The sequence below is a fragment of the Pseudomonas sp. MHK4 genome (assembly GCF_054600775.1).
On the sequence record NZ_BAAIAK010000010.1, the window covers coordinates 11,822 to 29,191 of the forward strand.

At 61.1% G+C, this 17,370-nt stretch carries 13 protein-coding genes and 2 pseudogenes; 9 read left to right on the forward strand and 6 right to left on the reverse strand.

Going from position 1 to position 17,370, the window contains the following annotated elements:
• Positions 1-194 precede the first annotated feature (194 nt).
• The 6 genes from ACYP2Q_RS22665 to ACYP2Q_RS22690 are packed head-to-tail and all read left to right on the forward strand — an operon-like array spanning position 195 to position 7,459.
• On the forward strand, positions 195-893 hold the full coding sequence (locus tag ACYP2Q_RS22665) for an MtnX-like HAD-IB family phosphatase (protein ID WP_459732554.1): 699 nt from the start codon (positions 195-197) through the stop codon (positions 891-893).
• On the forward strand, positions 886-2,280 hold the full coding sequence (locus tag ACYP2Q_RS22670; protein WP_459732555.1) for an aspartate aminotransferase family protein: 1,395 nt from the start codon (positions 886-888) through the stop codon (positions 2,278-2,280). Before ACYP2Q_RS22665 ends, ACYP2Q_RS22670 begins: the two co-directional genes overlap by 8 nt.
• Positions 2,277-3,167 (forward strand): alpha/beta hydrolase, encoded by an 891-nt coding sequence (locus tag ACYP2Q_RS22675; RefSeq protein WP_459732556.1) that lies wholly within the window; start codon positions 2,277-2,279, stop codon positions 3,165-3,167. The genes ACYP2Q_RS22670 and ACYP2Q_RS22675 overlap by 4 nt, the downstream gene beginning before the upstream one ends.
• A 14-nt stretch (positions 3,168-3,181) precedes the next feature.
• Complete coding sequence (locus tag ACYP2Q_RS22680; RefSeq protein ID WP_459732557.1) at positions 3,182-4,309, forward strand: GNAT family N-acetyltransferase; 1,128 nt, start codon at positions 3,182-3,184, stop codon at positions 4,307-4,309.
• Positions 4,306-6,078 (forward strand): sensor histidine kinase, encoded by a 1,773-nt coding sequence (locus ACYP2Q_RS22685; protein ID WP_459732558.1) that lies wholly within the window; start codon positions 4,306-4,308, stop codon positions 6,076-6,078. The genes ACYP2Q_RS22680 and ACYP2Q_RS22685 overlap by 4 nt, the downstream gene beginning before the upstream one ends.
• The gene (locus tag ACYP2Q_RS22690) at positions 6,068-7,459 is read left to right on the forward strand and encodes a sigma-54-dependent transcriptional regulator (protein ID WP_459732559.1); all 1,392 of its coding nucleotides are present in this window, start codon (positions 6,068-6,070) and stop codon (positions 7,457-7,459) included. The genes ACYP2Q_RS22685 and ACYP2Q_RS22690 overlap by 11 nt, the downstream gene beginning before the upstream one ends.
• On the opposite strand, the gene ACYP2Q_RS22695 is transcribed toward ACYP2Q_RS22690, so the two are convergent.
• Both ACYP2Q_RS22695 and metE read right to left on the reverse strand, forming a co-directional pair.
• A complete protein-coding gene (locus ACYP2Q_RS22695) occupies positions 7,456-8,490 on the reverse strand; it encodes an alpha/beta fold hydrolase (RefSeq protein ID WP_459732560.1) in 1,035 nt (344 codons plus the stop codon). The two genes, ACYP2Q_RS22690 and ACYP2Q_RS22695, sit on opposite strands and share 4 nt — an antisense overlap.
• 413 nt (positions 8,491-8,903) lie before the next feature.
• Complete coding sequence (metE, locus tag ACYP2Q_RS22700) at positions 8,904-11,216, reverse strand: 5-methyltetrahydropteroyltriglutamate--homocysteine S-methyltransferase (protein ID WP_459732561.1); 2,313 nt, start codon at positions 11,214-11,216, stop codon at positions 8,904-8,906.
• Between the two features lie 108 nt (positions 11,217-11,324).
• Between metE and metR the strand changes: the two genes are divergently transcribed.
• Together metR and ACYP2Q_RS22710 are read left to right on the forward strand one after the other, a co-directional pair.
• Positions 11,325-12,242 carry a transcriptional regulator MetR gene (gene metR, locus ACYP2Q_RS22705; protein WP_459732562.1) on the forward strand — a complete coding sequence of 306 codons (918 nt, stop codon included), beginning with the start codon at positions 11,325-11,327 and terminating at the stop codon, positions 12,240-12,242.
• A gap of 35 nt (positions 12,243-12,277) precedes the next feature.
• Positions 12,278-12,355 (forward strand): annotated as a pseudogene (locus ACYP2Q_RS22710) (outer membrane lipoprotein carrier protein LolA); the annotation flags it as partial.
• A gap of 14 nt (positions 12,356-12,369) precedes the next feature.
• On the opposite strand, the gene ACYP2Q_RS22715 reads toward ACYP2Q_RS22710, so the two are convergent.
• Genes ACYP2Q_RS22715 through ACYP2Q_RS22725 form a run of 3 tightly spaced genes read right to left on the reverse strand, consistent with a single transcriptional unit; the run spans position 12,370 to position 13,967 of the window.
• Positions 12,370-12,867, reverse strand: coding sequence for an N-acetyltransferase family protein (locus ACYP2Q_RS22715; RefSeq protein WP_459732563.1), 498 nt, complete (start codon positions 12,865-12,867; stop codon positions 12,370-12,372).
• Positions 12,868-12,869: 2 nt separating this feature from the next.
• Positions 12,870-13,508 (reverse strand): LysE family translocator, encoded by a 639-nt coding sequence (locus ACYP2Q_RS22720; RefSeq protein WP_459732564.1) that lies wholly within the window; start codon positions 13,506-13,508, stop codon positions 12,870-12,872.
• Between the two features lie 24 nt (positions 13,509-13,532).
• A complete protein-coding gene (locus ACYP2Q_RS22725) occupies positions 13,533-13,967 on the reverse strand; it encodes an NUDIX hydrolase (RefSeq protein ID WP_459732565.1) in 435 nt (144 codons plus the stop codon).
• A 250-nt stretch (positions 13,968-14,217) separates the two neighbouring features.
• On the opposite strand from ACYP2Q_RS22725, the gene ACYP2Q_RS22730 reads away from it, so the two are divergent.
• Positions 14,218-15,837: an FMN-binding glutamate synthase family protein gene (locus tag ACYP2Q_RS22730; RefSeq protein WP_459732566.1), complete on the forward strand. Its 1,620-nt coding sequence runs from the start codon at positions 14,218-14,220 to the stop codon at positions 15,835-15,837.
• 24 nt (positions 15,838-15,861) lie between these two features.
• Here the strand turns inward: ACYP2Q_RS22730 and ACYP2Q_RS22735 are convergent.
• Positions 15,862-17,370 (reverse strand): annotated as a pseudogene (locus ACYP2Q_RS22735) (glucosyltransferase domain-containing protein).

Below are 17,370 nucleotides of genomic sequence, written 5' to 3' on the forward strand. Positions count from 1 at the left end.
GCGCGCATCAATCCTCGGATTGCCCCGATCACGCAAGCACTCATGTTGATTGTAGGGACCTACAAAAATTGTAGCCCCGCCTCCAACAAAATCTGCCAACCCCCCGGCGCCACGGGGCCAGACACGATTGGCACAGTCCCTGCTCTACCCCTTGGCAAGCGCACAGAGCGCACCCTGCCCAATAGGTACGACAGATGATTGACTGGCATATCGTGTGTGATTTCGACGGGACCATCACCCGCACCGACGTGATCGACAGCATCCTCCAGCGTTTCGCCGACCCGAGCTGGGAAGCGATCGAAAACGCATGGCTGGCGGGTGATATCGGTTCCCGTGAATGCCTCAGTCGCCAGCTTTCGCAGGTGAAGGCCACGCCCACCCAATTGCTCGACCTCTTCGACAGCATCGAGATCGATCCGCACTTCCCCGACTTCGTCGACCACGTCATGGACCTCGGCGCCTCCTTCGAAGTGGTCAGCGACGGCATCGAGCAAGCCATTGCAAGAATCCTGGCACGCCACTACGTCAATCTCTTGCCGATTCTCGCCAACCGCTTGCGCCAGGTCGACCACAGTCGCTGGCGCATCGACTTCCCGCATGCCAGCGACGCCTGCCGCACCGCTGCCGGCAACTGCAAGTGCAGGTCTGCGCCCATGGCCCGTCGGGTGCTGGTGATCGGCGACGGCCAGTCCGACATGTGCGTGGCTACCACCGCCGATTTCGTGTTCGCCAAGGATCGCCTGGCCGAGCACTGCGAACGCAACAACATTGCCTACGCACGCTTCGACAGCTTCGCCGAACTTCCAGCCTTGCTGGCCCTGCTGCCAAGCGTCAGCGCAGCCAACACCCGTTCTTTCAATCTCGACACACAGGAGCTTTTCCACCATGTCTGATATTCGAATCGCCACCGCCGAGGACCAGATCCTTCTGGAAAAAGAAGCCCGGTACTGCTCTTACGGCGACACCGTCCACTACATCGAGCCCCCGCGCATTTTCAGCCGCTGCAAAGGTTCTTATGTCTGGGACACCAGCGACCAGGCCTACCTCGACCTGCAAATGTGGTACTCGGCGGTCAACTTCGGCTACGCCAATCCACGCCTGAACAATGCGCTGAAACAGCAGATCGATGCCCTGCCGCAAATCGCCAGCCAGTATCTGCACAAGGGCAAGATCGAGCTCTCGGAGATGATCGCGGTCGATGCCAGGAACAAGTTCGGCCTCGACGGACGCGTGCACTTCAACGTAGGCGGCTCACAGTCCATCGAAGACTCGTTGAAAGTCGTGCGCAACGCCTCCCAGGGCAAGAGCCTGATGTTCGCCTTCGAGGGTGGTTATCACGGGCGCACACTCGGTGCTTGCTCGATCACCTCCAGCTACCGCTATCGACGCCGCTACGGTCACTTCGGCGAACGCGCCCATTTCATCCCCTTTCCGTACCACTTTCGCGGCCCGAAAGGCATGACCAAGGAAGAGTACGGCAGTCACTGCGTGAAGCAATTCGCCAGGTTGTTCGAGACCGAATACAACGGCGTCTGGGACCCGAAAGTCGGCCAGTGCGAATACGCTGCGTTTTACGTCGAACCGATCCAGGGTACAGGCGGCTATGTCATCCCGCCGATGAACTTCTATAGCGAACTCAAGCATGTGCTGGACCAGCACGGCATTCTGCTGGTGGTCGACGAAATCCAGATGGGCTTCTATCGTACCGGCAAGCTGTGGTCGATCGAGCACTTCGACGTCAAGCCGGATGTGATCGTCTTCGGCAAAGCCTTGACCAACGGCCTCAATCCCCTCGGTGGCCTCTGGGCCAGGGAAGAGCTGATCAACCCGAAGATTTTCCCACCAGGGTCGACCCACTCGACCTTTGCTTCCAACCCCCTGGGCACGGCAGTCGGCCTGGAGATGTTCAAGATGACCCGCGAATTCGATTACGGCGCGATGGTCTTGAACAAGGGCAAGTATTTCCTCGAAGGCTTGAAAGACTTGCAGAAACGCTATCCGATCATTGGTGATGTCGACGGTCTCGGACTGGCCCTGCGTTGTGAAATCTGCGGTCCGGACGGCTTTACGCCGGACAAGGCAACCCTGGACTTCATGGTCGAGGAAGGCATGAAGGGCGACATCGAAATCGACGGCACCCAGCTGGGCCTGATCCTTGATGTCGGGGGGTACTACAAAAACGTGATCACCCTGGCGCCGTCGCTGGAAATCAGTTACCCGGAAATAGACCTGGCCATCGCCCTACTCGACCGCTTGCTGCATCGGGCGATGCAACGATGAATGCCCGCTCTTCACCCGAAGCGGTCGACATGGGCGAAGGTAACACCGGGTACATTCTCGGCAGCGGGAGTGTGGCGGTATTGCTGATTCACGGCCTGACCGGCACACCGACGGAGCTGCGTCGCGTGGCCATGGGCCTGGCCGCGGCGGGGTATACGGTCTACGTGCCGACCCTGGCCGGCCACTGTGGCAACAACGCCGACCTGCAAGCCACCCGGTGGCACGACTGGTATGAGAGTGCGCGCAACACCTACCTCGACGTGCGGCGCAAACACGAACGCGTTTTCGTTGGCGGCCTGTCCATGGGCGCCGTGCTGTCGATGTACCTGGCGGCCGAACACCCGGGACAGATCGAAGGCTTGCTGCTCTACTCGACGACCCTGCGTTACGACGGCTGGAACATGCCCAGGGCGGCGCTACTCACACCGCTGCTGATGGCGATTCCATTCGGTGTGCACCTGTGCCGTTTCAAAGAAAAATCACCTTTTGGCATCAAGGACGAACGTCTGCGGGCAATCGTCGAGCGGCAGATGAAGGCAGGCGAAAGCGCGAATGCCGGGCTGTTGACCATGTCCGGGGTCAGTGTTCGCGAATTGCACCGGTTAGTCGCGGCGGTGAAGAAACGCATGGCGCACATCACTACCCAGGCACTGGTGGTGCATTCGCGTGAAGACGATATCACCAGCCGCTGGAATGCCGACTATGTGGAACGCAAACTCGGCGGCCCGGTGGTGAAAATCCTGCTCGACGACTGTTACCACATGATCACTGTCGACCTGCAATACCGGCAGGTAGTGGCGTTGAGCGTGGATTTTATCGAGCAACGCTTCAAGCAGCAGTCCAACACCCCGCTTCCCGTGCGCCACGCGTATCGGCAAATGGCGTAGGAGGAGCAAACCCCGTGATCACCTCCCTCGCCTTTTCTACCATAGAGGCCATCGACCGCGGTGCCTGGAACGCATGCTTCCCTGCCGAACTGGAGGATTGGGATTACTACCTGGCAGTTGAACGGGCAGGCATTGCCGGTTTTCAATGGCGCTATCTGGTTTTGTACGAGCAACAGGTATTGATCGCCGCAGCCGTGGCATTCACCACGGCCTATTCACTGGACACCACGGTGCAAGGCCTGGGCAAGCGCATCAGTCAAAGGTTGCGCCGCTGGTGTCCGGGGTTGCTCGACATCCCGCTCTATGCCTTGGGCTCGCCGGTGGCCGAGCGCTGTCATGTGGGCACGTCCCGGCGAATCGAACTTGCCAGACGCCCCGCCCTGCTTGAACAGTTGTTGATCCTGGCCCGTAACGATGCGGACCAGGCCGGCATCGGCCTAATGGCAGTAAAGGACGCATCTGACCGTGACCCGCAGTGGTTGCAGGCCTGCCACGACGCCGGCCTGCAAAGCATGCCTGGCTTGCCCGGCGCCGAACTGCCCATCACGTTCGCCAGCCTCGATGCCTACCTCGGTACCCTCGGCAAATCCACACGCAAGGACCTGCGCCGCACCTTGCGCACCCAGGGGCCTCGTATCGAGTGGCGGCGGCAAGTGACAGATCTGCTGCCCGTCATGATGCCGCTCTACGAAGCCACATTGGACCGCAGTGACCTGAGGTTCGAACATTTGCCGCCGACCTACTTCCGCCAGGTGCTGGAACAACTCGATGAACGAGCCGCCTGCGTACTCTATTGGCTCGGCGAAGAGTTGGTCGCGTTCAACCTGGTATTGCTGGACGACCAGCGATTGGTGGACAAGTTTTTCGCCCACGACCTTGGCCGCACCCGCAAGCACAATCTGTACATGCGCAGCTGGCTGGCCAATGTCGACTACTGTATTGAACATGGCCTTACGATCTATGCATGCGGCCAGGCGGGCTATGCCGGTAAGCTTCGCCTGGGTTGCTCGTTTACCGGCAATACCCTGTTTTTCCGCCACCGCAATCGTTGGCTCAATGGCTTGTTACGTGGGGTAAAAATGTTTATCCGCCCGGACCGATCCGACCCTGCCATGGCTGCTGCCATAAGCGAAACCCGATGACCAAAACCCCACGCCCCAACGCCCGACCCTTCGCCCTTTCCGGCTGGAGCCTGCAGCGCAAACTGGTGCTGGCTTTCTGGCTGGTCAGCGTGATTCCGACGATGATTGCCGCTGAACTGGCGGCCACCACCCTGTCGCAGATTTTCGACAGCAACGTGCGGATCTGGCTGCAGGAATCGACCAGGATCGTCGAGGACGAAATCAGCGAAATCCTGCGCGACCACGCCCGGGCTGCGCAGTTATTCCTGCGTTTTACGCGCCCGCCCACGGACCGACTGTCCACCCGCCACGACAAATTGACCACCGACATCGCCGATTCAATGGGCATCGACGTGGTGGCGCTGGTACGCAGCAACGATCAAAAAGTGCTGTTCAGCACCGTCGCCGACGATGTCGTCCGCCAGATCAGCACCGCCCCCAAAGCCGTGCTGCAAACCTTGCAAGTCGCCGGCGTAGCAACCGGCACCGTGGTTTCGACCTTCGAGACCGAGCAGGACGGCTTGGCGTACAAACTGGTGATCGCCACCTACCTGGACAACAGTTTCCTCACCAGCGTGGCCGACGTTCACTCCCTGGACCTGCGCCTGTACCTGGCGAAGGCGGGTGACTTCTCGGAAATCTTCTCGACCCAACGCTTCGAGGATCATCCCCTGCAGGTGCCGGCAAAAATCGAACAGTCCATGCGCCAGAGCAAACAGCCCATCGAACAATTTACCAGCCGCTACAGCGGCATCTACCAACCGATACTCAACGAAAATGGCGAGCTGCAAGGCGTGATCTTCAGCGGGCTGCTGCGCCACAGCAGCCTGGTCGGGCTGGTGAACCAGAGCAACCTGTTCATCCTGATTTTCCTGCTCAGCTCGGCGGCCTCACTGGCAGTCGGCTGGCTGGTTTCGCAACGGCTGACCAAACCCCTGCGCGGGCTATCCGAGGGTGTGCAGGCGGTGATTGCAGGGGATTATCGCCAACGCCTGGCAGTGACTGGCAGCGACGAACTGGCGGAATTGAGCAGCACCTTCAATCACATGAGCGAGCGCCTGGGCCAACTGCAGCACCTGGAATCGCAACTGCGTCGCCGCGACCGATTGCATGCCCTGGGCGAAGTTGCCATGGGCCTGGCCCATGAAATCCGCAACCCGCTGGGTATCATCAAGACCGCGACACAACTGCTGCATCGGCGCGCCGATCTGCCAGAGTCCGACAAGCGCCACCTGGAATACGTCGTCAGCGAAGTCAGCCGGATCAACGACCTGATCAGCGATTTTCTCGAGTTCGCCAAGCCCAGCGCGCCCATGCGCTCGACGCAAGCGGTGCGGGCGCTGGTAGAGGAACTGCTGGGCTTTTGCGCGCCAGAGTTGGCCAGTCACCACATCGACGCGCACATTGACGATCAGGCACCCGGCGCCACCGTCCACGCCGACCCGCGGCAACTCAAGCAGGCCGGCCTGAACCTGATCGTCAACGCCATCGATGCCATGCCCGACGGAGGGCACTTGACCCTGGCGATCAGCAGCGATCCGCCGTACACGGTGATCAGCGTCCGCGACACCGGACCGGGTGTCGAGCCGGACATGCTCGAGCGCATATTCACGCCGTTCGTCACCACCAAGGCCTCGGGCACTGGCCTGGGCCTGGCGAAGGTGTATTCGATCATGGAAAGTCATGAAGGGCGCATCGAGTGCACCAGCGGCAAAAATGCCGGCGCTACATTCAGCCTTTACATTCCAGCCAAGGGCGAAGAGTTCGACGAGGTTAGCGATGACACATAACGTACTGGTGGTCGACGACGAGCCCAAGCTCTGCGACCTGCTGGCGTCGGCGCTGAACCAGAACGGCATCACGGTGTTCACGGCGGGCAATGGCTTGCACGCCCTGAAAGTACTGGAGGCCGAAGACATCGACCTGGTCATCAGCGACTGGCGCATGCCCGGCATGGACGGTCCACAATTGCTGGCGGAAATCAAAAGCCGCTTTCCGCACCTGCCAGTGATTGTCATGACGGCCTACAGCACCGTGAAAAACGCCGTGCAATCGATGCGCAACGGGGCGTTCGACTATATCGCCAAACCGTTCGACATCGATGAACTGGACATCACCGTCAACAAGGCCCTGCAATTTCGCGACATCCTCAAAGACAACCAGCGCATGCGCGCCGAACTCGATGAACACCAGCAAATCGACAGCCTGATCGGTGACAGCCCGAGTTTCCGTCGGGTGTTGCAGGCGATCGACTCAGTGCGCGAAAGCAATGCGACGATTTTGCTCACCGGCGAAAGCGGCACCGGCAAGGAAATGGTCGCCCGGGCCATCCACAAACATGGCAGTCGCGCGGACAAGCCCTTCGTCGCGGTGAACTGCGCGGCCATCCCCGAAGGATTGCTGGAAAGCGAAATGTTCGGCCATCGCAAAGGTGCGTTTACCGGAGCCATAGCCGACCGCGTCGGGCGCTTCCTGCAAGCGGACAAGGGCACCCTGTTTCTCGATGAAATCGGTGAAATGCCGTTGGCCTTGCAGGCGAAGATCCTGCGCGCGCTGCAGGAGCGTGTGATTGAGCCGGTCGGTGATCCCCGCGAGCGCAAGGTGGATGTACGAGTGATTGCGGCAACCAACAAAAACCTGTTGGACGCGGTGGCCAACAAGGAGTTTCGCGAAGACCTCTACTACCGCCTCAACGTATTCCCGATTCCGCTCCCGGCCCTGCGCGAACGGGTCGAGGACATTGCCCCGCTGGCCCGGCATTTCGCCCATATCCTGGGCGCCACCGCCGGCAAACGCATCAGCGGTTTCAGCCCGGCGGCGTTGCAGGCCATGGCCCAATATTCGTGGCCTGGCAATATTCGCGAACTGCAGAACTGCGTGGAACGCGCGACCATCGTCGCGTCAGGGACTGTCATCGACGATGACGATCTGCCGGCATACCTGTTTGCTTCATCAGCCGCCACCAGCAGCACCATTCCCGACGAAGGCATGGGGGTGCCGTCAGACCTGGAGGCCGCATTGGCAGAAGTCGAAAGGAGCTACATCCTGGCAGCCCTTGCCCAGAGCAACGGTGTGCAAGCCGCGGCGGCGCAGTTGATCGGTATCTCCGAGCGCAGCTTCTGGTACCGGCTGAAGAAACTGGGAATCCACGTGGACAAGATCGTGCGTTAAAGCAGGTTGTGTTCGGCTACAGGCTCAATCTGCGCCCAATGCGAAGTGTCCTCTCGATGAGCCCGCAGATACGGCAACACTGCTGCCAGCAACGGCGCCTTGAACGCTTCCTGGAAACGATGAGCCAGGCCCGGTATCAGCTTCAACTGACTACCACGCAGATGCGCGGCCAGGTGCACGCCATGCATCACCGGCAACAACGGATCGGCCGTGCCATGCACCACCAGCGCCGGCACCCGTAACTGGTTGAGCAATGCCACGCGGCTCGGCTCGGCCAGGATCGCCAGGATCTGGCGCTTGGCCCCCTCGGGATTGAATGCCCGGTCGTACGCCAGTGCCGCCTGCTGCAGCAGTGCCTGGCGATCATCCGTCACCGCCGGGCTGCCCAGTGCCGCCAGCAGGTCCGCCTGCTGCTCCAGGGCGATTTCACGGTTGGGTGCACCCCGACGCGCCAGCAACTGCAACAGTGCCGCACTCGGCGCGGGTAAACCTTCGGCGCCTGAAGTGCTCATGATCAGGGTCAGGCTCTCGACCCGTTGTGGCGCCATCGCCGCCATGTGCTGGGCAATCATTCCGCCCATGCTGGCGCCCAGCACGTGAAACTGCTCGATGTGCAGCGCATCCATCAGCCCCAGGCCGTCGTCCGCCATATCGGTCAGGGTGTAAGGCGCCGACACCGGCAAGCCGAGCTTATAGCGCAGCACTTCGAAGGTCAGGTTGGTATCGGCCGGCGTTTGCCGCCAGGTCGACAGGCCGACGTCGCGATTGTCATAACGAATCACCCGAAAACCCTGCTGACACAAAGCGACCACCACCTCGTCAGGCCAGTGAATCAACTGCCCGCCCAGCCCCATCACCAGCAGCAGTGCCGGGTCCGAAGCGCGGCCAATGCTCTGGTACGCCAGGCTTACCTGGACCAGATCAACCCGTTGGGTTGCAACATTGACGTCACAGCGAGACGCCGCCAAAGAAGGCAGGCCGAACAACAGTGCGGCCAGCAAAACCATTCGTGAAAAAAACCAAGCACCCATGGAAAAACACCAAAACGCAGAACCCCAGTAGAGCGCGAGTCTGATGAAGTTTGTTCAAGCGCGCTGCCACAGTTGCATGACAGTTTCATGAATGCCGCTCAATGGTCGATGCGATAACTATGTAGTGCCACCGGCACAGGGGATTTTTTTGTAATGGCGCTTGATCAGGAGTGGACCCGCCGCTCCCCTAGGAAGAGCCCCGTCACCATGACCCAAAGACTGCTGCCGACACTCCCCGCGCCCTCGCCAACCGAAAGCGCATCTGAAGCTGCCCGAACATCGCGCCTTGACCCACGCCGATGACGCCAGCCTGCCTTACGCTGATATCGGCAAGAAATCAGCAGCGCTCAGACATTTCGATCAGGGCTGAAACGCAGGATGGGAGCGGTCAAACCGCTCCCGTTGCGGGCCCCTCAAGCCAGCTGGCTGCGCAGCTGTCTTGCCGCCGCGACCATGTTCACCAACGCCGCCTCCGTCTCCGGCCACGCCCGGGTTTTCAATCCGCAATCAGGGTTGACCCATAACCGCCCGGCGGGAATGCGCTGCGCGGCTTTGCTGATCAACTTGACCATATGCGCGGTATCCGGCACCCGTGGCGAGTGGATGTCGTAGACACCGGGACCGATGTCGTTCGGGTAATCGAATGCTTCGAAGGCTTCCAGCAGTTCCATGTCCGAACGCGAGGTTTCAATGGTGATCACGTCGGCATCCATTGCGGCGATGGCCTCGATCACATCGTTGAACTCGCTGTAGCACATGTGGGTGTGGATCTGCGTTTCATCACGCACACCGCTGGCGCTCAAGCGGAACGCCTCCACCGCCCAGTCCAGGTATTCCTGCCATTGCGCCCGGCGCAGTGGCAGGCCTTCGCGGAACGCGGCTTCGTCGATCTGCACGATCTTGATGCCGGCGGCTTCCAGGTCCAGCACTTCGTCGCGCAGGGCCAGGGCCAGTTGCTGCGCCTGCACTTTGCGCGACACGTCTTCGCGTGGGAAGGACCACATCAGCATGGTCACGGGACCGGTGAGCATGCCTTTCATGACCTTGTCAGTCTGGCGCTGCGCATAGGTGATCCAGTCGACCGTCATGGCCTTGGGACGACTCAGGTCGCCGTAGATGATCGCCGGTTTCACGCAGCGCGAACCGTAGCTCTGTACCCAACCGAAACGGGTGAACAGGTAGCCATCCAGCTGCTCGGCAAAGTACTCGACCATGTCATTGCGTTCGGCTTCACCGTGCACCAGCACGTCCAGGCCCAGGCGTTCCTGGATTTGCACGGCGTGGCGAATTTCGTGGTGCATGGCGTCGGTATAGTCGTTGGCCGACAGCTTGCCTTGCTTGAAGGCCTGACGCGCCAGGCGAATCGATGCGGTCTGCGGGAACGAGCCGATGGTGGTGGTCGGGAACGCCGGCAGTTTCAACCGTGCACGCTGTTGCTCGATGCGTTGGGCAAACGGCGAATGGCGCTGGCTGTCCGCCGCACCGATGGCGTTGATGCGGGCTTGCACCTGGGCTTTATGGATGCGCGGCGACTCGGCGCGGCTGGCGGTTATGGCACGGCTTTCGGCCAGCGCCGCTTGCACCTTGGGCGCCTGCGGATCGTTCAGGGCGTCGCGCAATACGGCGATCTCCCCACACTTTTGCACCGCAAACGCCAGCCAGCTTTTCAGCTCCGGATCGAGTTTGTCTTCGCGCTCCAGGTCCACCGGGCTGTGCAGCAGCGAGCAGGAGCTGCTGACCCACAGGTTGTCGCCAAAGCGTTCCTGGGCAAATTGCAGTTGTGCCAGCACCGGCTCCAGTTCGCAACGCCAGACGTTGCGGCCGTTGACCAGCCCCACCGAGAGAATCTTGTAGGTCGGCAGGCGATCGAGCACGTGCAGCAGTTGATCCGGCGCGCGCACCGCGTCGATGTGCAAACCTTGCACCGGCAGGCCGACGGCCAGGCCGAGGTTGTCCTGCAGGCCGCTGAAGTAGGTGGCCAGCAGTTTTTTCAGCGGCGAGTACTGCAGGATGTGGTAGGCCCGTTCAAAGGCGTTTTTCCATGCTTGCGGCAGGTCGAGGGTCAGGATCGGCTCATCGATCTGTACCCACTCCACCCCTTGGGCAGCGAGGCGCACGAGGATTTCGTTGTAGACCGGCAGCAGGCGTTCCAACAGGTCGAGTTTGTCGAAGGCGTCGCCTTTGACCTTGCCCAGCCACAGGTAGGTCAGCGGGCCGATGATGACGGGCTTGACGGTGTGCCCCAGGGCCTTGGCTTCGTCGATCTCGTTGAACAGCTGTTCCCAGCTCAGCTTGAATTGCTGGTCAGCGGTGAATTCCGGGACGAGGTAGTGATAGTTGGTGTCGAACCACTTGGTCAACTCCTGGGCGTATTGCGCCTGGCCGTGCTCGCTGCCACAGCAACTCACGGTGGCGCCACGCGCCATGGCAAACAACGTGTCGAGGGTCGGCAGGCCGCGCTCGTCCCTGGTGTCGTCGAAGCGCTCGGGGATCACGCCAAACGCCAGGGAATGGGTGAGTACCTGGTCGTACCAGGCGAAGTCTCCGACCGGCAGCAAGTCGATGCCGGCGTCTTTCTGCAATTGCCAGTGGGTGGCGCGTAACTGGCGACCGACGCTGTGCAGCGACGGCTGGTCGAGGTCGCCCTTCCAGTAGGATTCGAGGGCTTTTTTCAGTTCGCGGTCGGCACCGATGCGGGGAAAACCAAGGGTGTGGGCTACGGCCATGTCGAATTGCTCCTGTAAAAGATGGCGCTATTGTCGACAGCCAAGGCATCATGAGACAAACTCAACCTTTTCGTGTTGATCACAAGTTTTCCTCATGGAGCCCCCCCGGTGCTTGAAATCCGTCACCTGAAGACCCTGCACGCCTTGCGCGAAGCCGATAGCCTGGTGGATGCGGCCGACCGCCTGCACCTCACCCAGTCGGCGCTGTCCCATCAGTTCAAGGAGCTTGAGGAACGCATGGGGATGCCGTTGTTCGTGCGCAAGACCAAGCCGGTGCGCTTCACCAGCGCCGGTTTGCGCCTGCTGCAACTGGCTGATGCCACCTTGCCGCTGTTGCGCGGCGCCGAGCGCGACATCGCGCGGCTGGCCGGTGGCACTGCCGGGCGCTTGCACATGGCCATCGAATGTCACAGTTGCTTCCAATGGCTGATGCCGACCATCGACCAGTTCCGCGATGCCTGGCCGGAAGTCGAGCTGGACCTGGCGTCGGGCTTCTCCTTCGCCCCCCTGCCCGCCCTGGCCCGTGGCGACCTGGACCTGGTGGTGACGTCCGACCCGGTGGACCTGGTAGGGATCACCTATGTGCCGTTGTTTACCTATGAGGCGATGCTGGCGGTGGCGAACCAGCACCGCCTGGCCAGCAAGGCCTACATCGTCCCGCAGGACTTGCTCAGCGAGACCCTGATCACCTACCCGGTGGAACGTGACCGACTGGATATCTTCACGCGCTTCCTGGAACCGGCCGACGTCGAACCGGCGCAGGTCCGCACCTCGGAACTGACGGTGATGATGATGCAGCTGGTGGCCAGCGGTCGCGGCGTGTGCGGCATGCCCCATTGGGCGCTGCACGAATACAGTTCACGGGGCTACGTGAAGGCCAAGCGCCTGGGCGAGAAAGGCTTGTTTGCGACGCTGTATGCGGCGATTCGGGCCGATATGCTCGATGCGCCGTATATGAGGGACTTTTTGCTGACGGCCAAGGACACGTCATTTTCGACGTTGGACGGGGTAAGCGCCGTTCGTTGAAACACCTCTGACCTGTAGGAGCGAGCCTGCTCGCGATGGTCGCCAACGATAACGCTGGAAACCTGACGCCCCGCGGCGCTCTGAGGTTTTTCGCGAGCAGGCTCGCTCCTACAGGGGGGCGTGGATGTCAGAGTTCGCGGCACATGTGGATCTTGTCGAAGTAATCCTCCCCCACCCGCACCGCCATCGGTTCCAGGCCAAACTGGACGAAGCCGCAGCGTCGATAGAGGTTGAACGCGGCATCGTTGCCGGCGGTGACGGTCAATTTGATCAGCCGCAGATGTTGATGAGTCCGCGCCTGCGCCAGTACCGCCTGCACCAGTTGCAGGCCGAGCCCGCGCTGGCGCACGTCGGCGGACACGTACATGCCAAACAGCGTCGCCTTGTGCCGGGCCTTTTCCCGGGGCTCGAGAGCCAGCCCGGCGATGCCCGCCAACCGGCCCTCGTCGAAGGCACCGAGCACCACATCCAGCTTGCCGGTCAGGCGCGACTCCCACCAGCTCAAGGGCATCGCTGCGCGCTCGCGCACGCTGGAGGTGAACGCATGCGGGTGTCGGTCGTAGGCCTCGAGCGTCATCGTCCGATAGTCCAGTGCATGGCTGGCATCCAGTCGCTGAATCCACATGTTCAGGCCATCCGTTTTTGCTCGAGCATCAAGCGCAACGCCAGCGCCGACAAGACGAAGCCCATGAAATAACGCTGTATCGCCAGCCAGGTCGGATTGCTGACAAACCATGATGCGATGCCCGCCGCGAACAGGGCGATCATCAGGTTCACGCAGAAACTGACGCTGATCTGGGTCAGGCCCAGCACGATACTTTGAGTGAACACCGAACCGTGCTCGGGACTGATGAATTGCGGGAACACCGACAGGTAGAACACCGCAATCTTCGGGTTCAGGGCGCTGGTGAGAAAACCCATGGTAATCAGCTTTCGCGACGAGTCCGGTGGCAGCTGCTGCGCTTCGAACGGCGAACGCGCACCCGGCTTGACCGCCTGCCAGGCCAGCCACAACAGGTACAGCGCGCCGGCCCACTTCAACACTTCATAGGCCATCGGTACCGCCAGGAACACCGCGGTCAAACCGGCGGCGGCGGCGAACAGATGCACGAAGAAACCCGCGACGACGCCGAGCAACGAGGTGACCCCGGCCTTGCGTCCCTGGCAGATCGAACGGGAGATCAGGTAGATCATGTTCGGCCCCGGTGTCAGCACCATCAACAACGCGGCAGCGGCGAAAATCAGCAGGTCTTGAAGGGGGATCATGGGCGAAGTCCCTTGCGTGAATGATCAGGCGATGGCGGTCAGCGAAGCTCGATAAAACGGCAGGATCAGGTCCCGTGTCAATGGCGCCAGAACGACACCAGCATCGCTGGCCGGGTCAATCCAGATCACCTCTTCGATCTCGGCGGCGGGGGTCACGTCCGCGTCGATGGTCAGCAGAAACAGTTCGGCCTGCACGACAAAACCCGGCTCATTGACGGCGGGGGCCGAGAACTGGCCGAGGAACGTGGCGTGTGTCGGATCGATGACCAGGCCCAACTCTTCTTCCAGCTCACGGGCCAGTGCGTGGGCAGGCTGTTCATGGGCCTCGATCTTGCCACCCGGTTGCATGAACGCCTGGGTGCCGCGCTTGCGCACCAGCAGGGTTCGGCCGTCGGGGCCGATCAACAGGGCGGCGGCAATGTGGATAAGTCCGCAGGGTTGGGTAGCAAGCGTCGACATGAAAAAGGCCTTTGACATAAAGGCGGCAAGGATCACATGTCCGCGGCTCGTGGGCAAAGGGCTGGAGCGCCGCAAGGTTGCCCCCTCGCGGTGTGTGCGCCAGTATGCGCAGCAAGGTAGGAGCGAGCTCGCTCGCGAAAAACGTCAAGGCAACGCGGACATCCAGACAACACGCGTAATCGTTAACGACCATCGCGAGCAGCGCTCGCTCCTACAGGTCATTGATATAGTCCGAACCCAAGGAAACCGTATGAGCCTGTCACTCCTGAGCCGCTACGCCTTCTTTGCCGCCTGCGTGATCTTCACCCTCGCCAGCCTGCCCTTCCTCCAACACGACTGGCTCTGGCCTTTCACTGCCGTCACCGGTGTGCTCAGCCTGATCGGCCTGTTCGATCTGTTGCAAAGCCCCCACGCGGTGCGCCGCAATTACCCGATCCTGGGCAATATTCGTTACCTGGTCGAAGCCATTCGCCCGGAAATCCGCCAATACCTGCTCGAATCCGACAGCGACGCCCTGCCCTTTTCCAGGGCCCAGCGCTCGCTGGTCTACTCCCGGGCCAAGAATGAAAGCGCCGACAAACCGTTCGGTACCTTGATCGACGTCTACCAGTCGGGTTTCGAGTTCATCGGCCACTCGATGCGCCCGGCGCCCTTGAGCGACCCCAGCGGTTTCCGCGTCACCGTCGGCGGCCCGCAGTGCACCCAGCCGTATTGCGCGTCGGTGTTCAACATTTCCGCCATGAGCTTCGGCTCGCTCAGCGCCAACGCCATCCGCGCGTTGAACCAGGGCGCCAAGCTCGGCAACTTCGCCCATGACACCGGCGAAGGCAGCATCAGCCCCTATCACCGCGAACACGGTGGCGACCTGACCTGGGAACTGGGCAGCGGCTACTTCGGCTGTCGTACCCCTGATGGCCGCTTCGACCCGGAGCGTTTCGCCGCGCAGGCCCGAACGCCCCAGGTGCGGATGATTGAAATCAAGATGAGCCAGGGCGCCAAACCCGGTCACGGCGGGATCCTGCCCAAGCACAAGGTCACCCGCGAGATCGCCGATACCCGCGGCATCCAGATGGGCGAAGACTGCATCTCGCCGTCACGCCACAGTGCGTTTTCCACGCCGATCGAGATGATGCATTTCATCCAGCAATTGCGCGAGCTGTCCGGCGGCAAACCGGTAGGCTTCAAGTTTTGCCTGGGTCACCCGTGGGAATTCATGGGCATCGCCAAGGCCATGCTGGAAACCGGCATTCTCCCGGACTTCATTGTGGTCGACGGCAAGGAAGGTGGCACCGGCGCCGCGCCCGTGGAGTTCACCGACCACATCGGCGTGCCAATGCGCGAGGGCTTGCTGTTCGTGCACAACACCCTGGTCGGCCTGAACCTGCGGGACAAGATCAAGCTCGGCGCCAGCGGCAAGATCGTCAGTGCGTTCGATATCGCCAGCGTGCTGGCCATCGGCGCCGACTGGGCCAACTCGGCGCGCGGTTTCATGTTCGCCATCGGTTGTATCCAGTCGCAAAGTTGCCACACCAACAAATGCCCGACGGGCGTCGCCACCCAGGACACCCTGCGCCAGCGTGCGCTGGTGGTGCCGGACAAGGCCCAACGCGTCTACAACTTCCACCGCAACACCCTCAAGGGCCTGGCCGAGATGCTCGCCGCCGCCGGACTGGAGCACCCATCGCAGCTGTCGGCCAAGCACCTGGTGCGGCGCATGTCGGCCACCGAGATCAAGTTGTTCTCACAGTTGCATGTGTTCCTCAAGCCGGGGGAGTTGCTCACCGGGGAAGTGAATGGCGAGTTTTATTCGCGGATGTGGCAGATGGCGCGGGCAGACAGTTTCGAGCCCAATGAAGAGGCTGCGGCCTGACCTGTACGGCTCCGACACTGCGCTTCACCAATGAAGTGATTTGATCGGAGCCGGTTCTTTCATCACGATAAAACCGTAATCGCCCATCAGGTAGATCCGGTAGAACTGACTCTCCACCAACGGCGAGTAACCTTGATAACCCACCCGCGTCGCGTTGCGTCGCTCCTTCTCCGCCACCACGTTGGTGATGCCAACCTTGGGCAGGTTTTCAGCCAGCATGAAGAAGTCGACGTTCAGCAGATAATGCAGCACCGGCATCTGCTTGAACGAGCCCGAGGCCGCCAATAGCCAATGATCGGAATAGGTCACCGACATGTAGATGCGCTTGGCGACCCGCAAGGGTTGATGGCTGGCGATGTCGCGTTCGAGACTGGTCAGCGCACTGCTGGCGAAGGCTTTCTGCATCGTCAGGACCCGGCCATAGGCGAACGACAATGACAACATGGCCAGCAGCGGCACCAGCAGCAACAGCGGCAATCGCTCGTGTAGCGTGACCAGCGCCAGATGGCTCAAATAGAACAGCAGCACCAGCAACACCGCGAACCCCATCAAGGTCCTGGCACCTTCGTTGAAGTCGCGGAAGAACAGCGCGACACCGGACACCAATAGCACCACAACCGGCACCGTCAGCAAACACAGCAGGCCGATCAGCAGTTTCTTCGGCCCGCTGTCCTTGCGCTCGATCACCTTCAATCCCAAACACAGGGCACCGGCAATGGCTCAGAGCAACAGCCCGGCCGCCACCCAGGCAAATCCGCCATGGAACAACAACACGACTTTTTCCAGTACCCGTGCGATGTTGATGTGGATCTGCAACAAAGGTTGCGCTGCCCAGTCCAGCAACACCGTGCGACCCTGCCCCATGAAGGGGTAGGCACTGACAAGGTAAATCAGCCAACCGAGAAACAGCTGGGCAATTCTCCAGCCGATCAAAGCGCCCCAGCGCGTCCAGGCCACTTTGTCATTGACCGCCCTCAGTACTTCAAGACAGCACAGGCCAAGAAACACATTGATGCTGATTTGGTACAGGCCCAACGCCAGCGCAATCAGGAAGGACGGCACCAGCCATTGCAGGCTGCGCGAAGGGTGACGAAAGGTGATGGCGTAGATCACCGCCACCACACTCAAGCTCATGACCGGGCCATCGTACTGGTAGGTCAAGCTCTGCAGGAAGAACGGGTTGTACCAGAGCGGCAACAGCACCAGGCAACAGCCAATGGTCGGTTGGCAAAAGTGATGAAAAGTCAGGCTGGTCAACGCCCAGGACATGGCCAGTGTGGCGATCAATAACGGCAGAGGAAAGATGTTCGGCGCGCCACTACTGAAGGTCAGCGCGTTATAGAACAACTCGGCGAACAGGCGCCCTTCCTTGGCCCAGGCCATACCGGCCGACAGCGAGCGCCAGTTGTCATCGATGTAGGGATAATCCGCGAGGATCAGCGGCAGGACATACACCAGGGTCGCCAGCAGAAAAAACAGCCAGGCCTGGCGCCGCGTGAGTTCCTTGGTGAAAAAATCGCCGAACCTGCTCAT